Raw genomic sequence first — 7,626 nt, forward strand, 5'->3', positions numbered from 1 at the left:
ACATTGTTAGCAAGCTGTATACACAGCGTATTGAGCGTGCACATCTGACACTGCGTAACCGATTGCAACGGCTCAATCGCAAGACGCTCGGATATTCAAAATCATCCGAAATGCACGATAGGCTCATCGGTACTTACATCGGACGCGAGTACTACGTTTGATGCTACATCAACTAATTGAATACACGACAAAAAATCCATCTAGCAACAGACGGAAGTGGCCTCCCGTTAAACATCCTGCTGAGCCCCGGACAGGCTCACGAAAGCCAGTTCGCATTACGTCTTCTGGACGGTAGTGGTGTTCAGCGCCAGAATGGCAGCATGAAGCGTCGTGGTTATACGGTGCTGGCTGACAAAGCTTATTCAGGGCATGCACTACGCAACGAGCTGAAACGAAAGGGGATAAAGGCAGTCATCCCCAGAAAAACGAATGAAAAAATGGCTTCGGACGGGCGCTCACGGTTCGCCAGTGACGCTTACCGTCATCGCAATGTAGTGGAAAGATGTTTTGGCAGATTAAAAGAATACCGCAGTATTGCCACACGTTATGACAAAACGGCGAGGAATTATCTGTCGATGGTTAAACTGGGCTACATCCGCCTCTTTTACAAGAAGTTATGCAATTAAGGGACACAGCCTAGCCCTTGCAGCAGATAGGGCATGCTTGGCGCAATGGAGCTCCAGTAAAATTCGTACATTATTTACTCCCTATATTGCCGGGCAAACGAGTCTTTTTCTCAACCACTTGCATGATCAGCATAATAATGGCGTTAATTGCGACATACGCCAGCGTGATGGCGGTAAAGGACTCATAGGTGTGCGCAGAGTAATCCAGAAGTTTGTTTGCCTGTGCGGCCATGTCCACCAGCACGATGGTCGAAGCGATGGCCGAGTTCTTCACGATGTTGATCATTTCAGACGTCAGGGGCGGTACGATAATGCGATAGGCGTTGGGCAGCAGAACGTAGCGGTAGGTTTGCGGCAACGTTAGCACCATCGCGAGCGCTGTGGCTTTCTGGCCACGCGGCAGAGATTGGATACCTGCGCGCACCTGCTCGCAGACGCGAGCGGCGGTAAAAAGGCCCAAACAGACCATGGAGTAAACGAAGAACTGAATGTTGGGATCAAGTTCCGCTTTAAACCACATGCCGATGCTTTGTGGCAGTAATTCGGGAACCACCAGATACCAAGCGAAAAATTGAACAATAAGCGGAACGTTACGGAACATTTCCACATAGCAGGTACCGAGACCTGACAGAAAACGGTTGGGTACGGTGCGTAAAATGCCGAAAATCGAGCCGACAACGAATGCATTGATCTAGGCGCAGACTGACAGCGCCACAGTGACCTGCAACCCAGACCAAATCCACCCAAGATAAGTGGTATTACCGAACGGGGCGGCTTGTAAAAAAATACCCCAGTTCCAATCTATAGACATAGCAAACTCTGGTAAAAAAAAGGTAGCAGAGCTACCCTGAAGATTGATGAGTGGCGATAACCCATTGGTGGGAAAGGGCAGTGCGGATAATCAACACCTGCGACATCCACCGCGTGGGCCGGGACGCCAGACGTGGAACGACCGTCTGACGCCTGTCTGTCCAGCCACGAGTCAACAATCGAGGGCAAGCTGTCTGCCCTTGTTTTCACTTGTTGTTAGTTTAATGCTTTATCGTTAGGCGCTTTGAACAGCGCCTTCATCTCTGCTGAAAAATCGAAATTCATGTTGAGATCTTTAGGCGGAATCTGCTGTTTGAACCAGCGATCAAAGGATTTTTCCGCTTCACCGGAGGTTTACAACGTCGCGATAGTATCATCAACCAGTTTCTTGAACTGCGGATCGTCTTTACGCAGCATACAGCCATAGGCTTCTTCGGATTGTGGGGTGCCAACGATCACCCAGTCGCTCTGTTGTTTGGCTTTGGCACGTTCACCGGCCAGCAGCGCATCATCCATCATAAAGGCAACGGCACGGCCTGTTTCCATGGTGCGGAATGCATCGCCATGGTCTTTGGCACTGATGATGCGCATATTAAGTTTTTTCTCTTCGTTCAACTGGTTAAGCAGTTTTTCAGAGGTGGTTCCTGAGGTAACGACCACGGTTTTACCCGCCAGGTCCGGGAAGTCTTTAATGCCCGAGTCTTTTTTAGTCAGCAGATGTGTACCAACGATAAAGATGGTATTAGAGAAGGCGGCCTGTTGCTGACGTTCCAGGTTGTTGGTGGTGGAACCACATTCAAAATCAAAGGTGCCATTTTGCAGCAACGGGATACGGTTCTGGGACGTGATTGGGATCAGTTTGACCTGAAGATCGGCAACGCCAATTTTCGCTTTGACCGCATCGACAATTTTGTTAGAGTAATCATGAGAGTAACCAACCACTTTCTGCTGGTTGTCATAGTAGGAAAATGGCACGGAAGACTCACGGTTGCCAACAACTATGACGCCATTGTCTTTAATCTTTTTCAGCGTCCCCGTTAATTCTTCTGCATGAGCCAGGCTGCTTGCGGCTGTACCAATCAGAAGCAGTGACAGTGCCAGTTTACGCATTTGCATGTTGTAACTCCTTTGCTGTTGTGATGACGGCAGTCGCTATGACGCTAAGGCGGTTGCGAATTCAATCATGCCGATAGAGCGCTCTCTCGGGTGCGGCGGGCTATGCACCATAAAAGAGCGAGTACTTGCCTTTATCTTTAAAAAATAGCCGATTGTGAACAAAATGAAATAAATTTGTTTGTCTTTTGAGAGCTCAACTGCACTAAATCACTGCACTAAAATCGTTTCGCAATATTTTGGTGCGCTGATTGCCCCATCAGGGTGCTTTTTCGCTGGTTTTCAGAGAACAAACAACGGAATCATCCCGTTACACTCTGTTATTCAATGAATAATAAGCAAATGATGTGCGAATTATGCAAATAGGAGATGGCGGGTATTACACGAAGGTATGGTACATATTGACGGGAAACCGGCAGGCAGCGCCTGCCGGTTATTGTGTTAACGACGCAGACGCGCGACGCAGGCTATCCCGGCCAGCACGGCGAGAATGATCAACATTGGCCAGGCACCAAAGCGTGCGTAAGGGGTGATGCCGGTGGTTGGCGTCACTTTGGTGAGCAGCACCTTGCGCGTAAACTGCGGCAGTTCGGCACTGATTTCACCCTGTGGGCCGATAACGGCGGTCACGCCATTGTTGGTCGCACGTAGCAGCGGACGCCCTAACTCAAGAGCATGCATGCGGGCCATTTGGAAATGTTGCAATGGTCCGATAGAACGACCAAACCAGGCATCATTGGAGATGGTCAGCAGCATATCGGTATCAGGCCGGAAGTTATCGCGTACTTGCTGCCCGAGAATAATTTCATAGCAGACCGTGGCCGTCATCCGTATACCATTAACCAAGAGCTGAGGCTGTTGGTAAGGGCCACGGCTGAACGAAGACATCGGCAGATCGAAGAACGGCGCTAACGGACGGAGCAGCGTTTCCAGCGGAACGAATTCACCAAACGGTACCAGATGATTTTTGTTGTAGCGGTTGGTGCTGGGGTAACGGTACGGTTCGCTGCCACCCAGCACGATAATGCTGTTGTAGAAGTCAATCTGCTCGTTTGTGCGGCGGCGTGCATCCACAACCCCAGTGACCAGACTGCTGTTGTGCGCGCGCAGTAGCTCATCGATATGCTGCAAATACGCTTGCTGACGCGTTTCTACATCAGGGATGGCCGATTCTGGCCAGATAACGATTGGCGCTTTATCCAGATAAGGCAGCGTGGCATCCCGGTAGATGTTCAGAATCTGTTGCAGCGCATTGGGATCCCATTTTTGCGCCTGGGCAATATTGCCTTGCACCAGCGCGACGTTGACCGCGCGATCTGGTTGAGGCGTGAACCAATGGATAAACTTCAACGGCCAAGGCAGAAGCAGCAGCGCAATGGCGCAGTAAAGCGGGATAGTTTTGCGTCGTGTGGTACCGAACACAAGCAGGCCGGCAATGATGACCAACAAGAGGTTGATACCATCAACGCCAAGCAGCGGCGCTAGGCCTTGCAGCGGCCCGTCAATCTGGCTATAGCCAAATTGCAGCCAGGGAAAGCCGGTGAGTACCCAACCTCGCAACCACTCAGTGAACTGCCACAGGACCGGCGCGACCACGATCAGACGCACCAGCGTCGTTCGTGGCCACATGCGCGTTAACAGTCCCGAGAAGAGCGCGGGATAAAGCGACAGATAGAGCACGAGCAGTACCACCAGAAACACGTTAATGGCTTCCGGCATGCCGCCGAACTCGGCAATACTGACGTACACCCAGTTCACTCCGCTGCCAAACAGACCAAAGCCCCAGCTAAAACCAATGGCGGCGGATTGCCGCCAGGTTCTGTTCAGCGTCAGTGCTTGCAATCCGCACAGCGAAACCAGCGCGGCAGGCCAGAAATCAAACGGTGAAAACGCCAAGGTGCCCCAAGCACCGCAGAACAGCGCAAGCAGGATGCGCACCCGCTGGCGTCGTAAAACAGACATGACAGACATTGTCGAATTAAGGTTCCAGTGTTGGTTGAGGCGCCTCGTCAGGGATTCTGACATGAGTCTGAATAATACGTCGGCTGTCCGCCATGGCAACTTTGAACAGGTAACCGTTGATGTAGATGGTTTCACCACGCGCAGGCAGATGGCCGAAGGCTTGCATCACTAGTCCGCCGATGGTGTCCACTTCTTCATCGCTGAACTGGGTGCCAAACACCTCGTTGAAATCTTCAATCAGTGTTAGCGCGCGCACGGTATAGGTGTGTCGGTTCAGTTGGCGGATATCGCGATCATCTTCGTCGTCGTATTCATCTTCAATTTCGCCAACGATCAGCTCGAGAATGTCTTCAATGGTGACCAGCCCAGATACACCGCCAAACTCATCGATGACGATAGCCATGTGATAACGCAGTGAACGAAACTCGTGTAGCATGCTGTCCACGCGTTTGCTCTCCGGCACCACGACTGCAGGACGAAGCACCTGCTCCATGCTGAACGGCTCGGCATCGCTGCGCATAAACGGCAGCAGATCCTTGGCCATCAGGATGCCTTCAATGTGGTCCTTGTCTTCACTGATCACCGGAAAACGCGAGTGCGCTGATTCGATAATCACATCCAGACACTCTTCCAGCGTTTGGTTGTGCTTCAGTGTGATCATCTGCGAACGGGGTATCATGATATCCCGCACGCGCTGTTCCCCGATATCCATTACCCCTTCGAGCATGTAGCGGGTGTCTGGATCGATCAGATCGTTTTGTTCGGAATCACGGATAAAGGCGAGGAGGTCACTGCGATCCTTGGGTTCACCATGAAAAAACTGGTTAAGGATCAGTGAGAAGAATCCTTTCTTGGGACTAGTGCTATCGCTGTTTTGAGAATGGTCGTCGCTCATGGCGTTATATTTACTGTCTCTCTGGTTAGTCAATCATCATCAACCACGCAAAAGGGGCATGCACTGTAAGACCATCAGGCGCGCGGGCGGGTTGACATAAAGGTGCGCGGTGATTACCGCGCGTGGCGTTATGTTTAACCATAACGCCGTTAAGCTATGATGAGGAAGAAGGCATCATAACGAAAAATGCGCCATCAAAAGCAATATCAGGGTCTACGGTAATCTACTGTATTTTTCATAATAACAGAATATACCCGTCATACTTCAAGTTGCCGCCACGTGGCCTTACTCTTTCTCGGACAGATAAGGGTCAACATAGCCCATTTGTTGCATAATCTCGGTTTCCAACGCTTCCATCTCTTCTGCTTCGTCGTCCTCGATGTGATCATAACCCAGCAGATGCAGACAACCGTGTATCACAATATGTGCCCAGTGGGCGTCTGCGGTTATTTGCTGTTCAATGGCTTCCTGCTCCACCACCTGGCGGCAAATAATCAGATCGCCCAATAACGGCAGCTCGACTTCCGGCCGCGCTTCAAACGGAAAGGAGAGTACGTTGGTAGGTTTGTCTTTGCCTCGATAGGTGTGATTCAGTTCGTGGCTTTCCGCTTCATCAACGATACGAATGGTCACTTCCGCTTCTGGCTGAAACTGCGGCAGTACCGCCTCCAGCCAACGCTGAAAATCCTGTTCGCTCGGCAGCCCTGCGGTATTGTTGCTGGCAATTTGTAAATCGAGAATAACCTGACTCATTGTGACTCCTGCTTATCACCCGCTTCTGATACCGCGGGTGCACTGGCTGCTTGTGCTTCTCGTTTGCGCTCTTCGGCCTGCGCTGCACGGCGTTTCTGGTCGGCTTCTTCCCAGGCTTCATAAGCGTTGACGATGCGTGCGACCACAGGGTGGCGCACCACATCTTCACTGTGAAAGAAGTTAAAACTGATCTCTTCCACATCGACCAACACGTCAATCGCGTGGCGCAGCCCCGATTTGATATTGCGTGGCAGGTCAATCTGAGTGATATCGCCGGTGATGACGGCTTTGGAGTTGAAGCCAATACGGGTCAGGAACATCTTCATCTGTTCGATCGTGGTGTTCTGACTCTCATCGAGGATAATAAAGGCGTCATTCGACGTGCGGCCGCGCATATAGGCCAATGGCGCTACTTCAATCACGTTGCGTTCAATGAGTTTTTCCACGCGCTCAAACCCCAGCATTTCGAATAACGCATCGTAGAGTGGGCGCAGATAAGGATCGACATTTTGGCTCAAATCGCCGGGCAGAAAGCCGAGTTTTTCTCCCGCTTCAACGGCCGGGCGCGTTAACAAAATGCGGCGGATATCCTGACGCTCGAGCGCATCCACCGCGGCAGCAACTGCCAGATAGGTTTTCCCCGTTCCCGCAGGGCCCACGCCGAAGGTAATATCATGATCGAGGATGTTGGCGATATACTGCGCCTGATTGGGGGTGCACGGCTTAATGATGCCGCGTTTGGTGCGGATGTTGATCGCCTTGCCAAAATCCGGCACGCTCTCGGCGCTTTGCTCCAGCACGCCCGATTCTTTGATTGCCAGATGAATCTGCTCGGGGTCAATATCCCCTTCCACACCACGCACGGGTGCGGTATCAACATAAAGACGTTGCAGAATATTTGCCGCCGCTTCAATACACAGGCCTTTTCCGACCAGTTTGAATTTATTGTCTCGATGGTTGATTTCTATTCCGAGACGGCGCTCCAACTGTTTGATATTACTATCAAAGTGTCCGCACAGATTAAGTAGGCGTTTATTATCAGCAGGTTCGAGGGCAATCTCTTTTATCGTAACGTTCAAATTATTCCTCTTGGTATATCAACGCTCGTCATCATGAGTGATGAGAACAATAAGGGACGAGATGATAATTGAATTATTTATCGGTAATAGGGAAAGGTGCAAGTGGCAATATGTTCATACCCGTCATGGCTTTGTTGAATAATAGGTAATCATGCTGTTTTTCCATGCCAGTTTTGGTTGAAAATGCTTGTCATCTCAGGTGTACACTTTTCTCATGAGGCCTAACTGCATGATTTTACGTTGCGACGAGGCTTTGTTGAATAAATAGAACTTTTGGGTAATCATCGGAGCAGATCACCACAGTTGTTTCAAAATCAGGTCTCCATGGCAAAACAAAATTTTAAAATCACCAACTTGCCCTCTTATAACAAGGCCCTCAAGCAGCGCG

The 7,626-nt window shown here is 50.6% G+C and carries 5 protein-coding genes and 3 pseudogenes; 2 read left to right on the forward strand and 6 right to left on the reverse strand.

Translation table 11 applies throughout. The annotated features are described in order from the left end of the window. Together QZ506_RS05410 and QZ506_RS05415 are read left to right on the forward strand one after the other, a co-directional pair. Positions 1-161, forward strand: a 161-nt coding sequence (locus QZ506_RS05410; protein WP_291969608.1) for an IS1 family transposase, incomplete at its 5' end; no start/stop codon positions are given. Positions 162-191: 30 nt separating this feature from the next. After that, positions 192-626 (forward strand): annotated as a pseudogene (locus QZ506_RS05415) (IS5 family transposase); the annotation flags it as partial. A gap of 70 nt (positions 627-696) precedes the next feature. Here QZ506_RS05415 and QZ506_RS05420 read toward each other — a convergent pair. The 6 genes and pseudogenes from QZ506_RS05420 to QZ506_RS05445 form a co-directional block, all read right to left on the reverse strand. Continuing rightward, positions 697-1,437: pseudogene (locus QZ506_RS05420) on the reverse strand (amino acid ABC transporter permease). Positions 1,438-1,652: 215 nt separating this feature from the next. Further along, positions 1,653-2,552, reverse strand: a pseudogene (locus QZ506_RS05425) (glutamate/aspartate ABC transporter substrate-binding protein). 438 nt (positions 2,553-2,990) lie between these two features. After that, a complete protein-coding gene (gene lnt / locus QZ506_RS05430; RefSeq protein WP_291969600.1) occupies positions 2,991-4,520 on the reverse strand; it encodes an apolipoprotein N-acyltransferase in 1,530 nt (509 codons plus the stop codon). A gap of 7 nt (positions 4,521-4,527) precedes the next feature. Continuing rightward, positions 4,528-5,406 (reverse strand): CNNM family magnesium/cobalt transport protein CorC, encoded by an 879-nt coding sequence (gene corC, locus QZ506_RS05435; RefSeq protein WP_291969602.1) that lies wholly within the window; start codon positions 5,404-5,406, stop codon positions 4,528-4,530. A gap of 285 nt (positions 5,407-5,691) precedes the next feature. Next, a complete protein-coding gene (ybeY, locus tag QZ506_RS05440) occupies positions 5,692-6,159 on the reverse strand; it encodes an rRNA maturation RNase YbeY (RefSeq protein WP_291969604.1) in 468 nt (155 codons plus the stop codon). Then, positions 6,156-7,238 (reverse strand): PhoH family protein, encoded by a 1,083-nt coding sequence (locus QZ506_RS05445; protein WP_291969606.1) that lies wholly within the window; start codon positions 7,236-7,238, stop codon positions 6,156-6,158. Before QZ506_RS05445 ends, ybeY begins: the two co-directional genes overlap by 4 nt. Positions 7,239-7,626: the final 388 nt, after the last annotated feature.

It is taken from the genome of Candidatus Symbiopectobacterium sp. (assembly GCF_020054415.1).
Lineage (GTDB): Bacteria > Pseudomonadota > Gammaproteobacteria > Enterobacterales > Enterobacteriaceae > Symbiopectobacterium.

Bases quoted from the DNA above. Each gene is read 5' to 3' on its own strand.
- lnt (WP_291969600.1), bottom strand. From the start codon at position 4,520: ATGTCTGTCATGTCTGTTTTACGACGCCAGCGGGTGCGCATCCTGCTT.
- corC (WP_291969602.1), bottom strand. From the start codon at position 5,406: ATGAGCGACGACCATTCTCAAAACAGCGATAGCACTAGTCCCAAGAAA.
- ybeY (WP_291969604.1), bottom strand. From the start codon at position 6,159: ATGAGTCAGGTTATTCTCGATTTACAAATTGCCAGCAACAATACCGCA.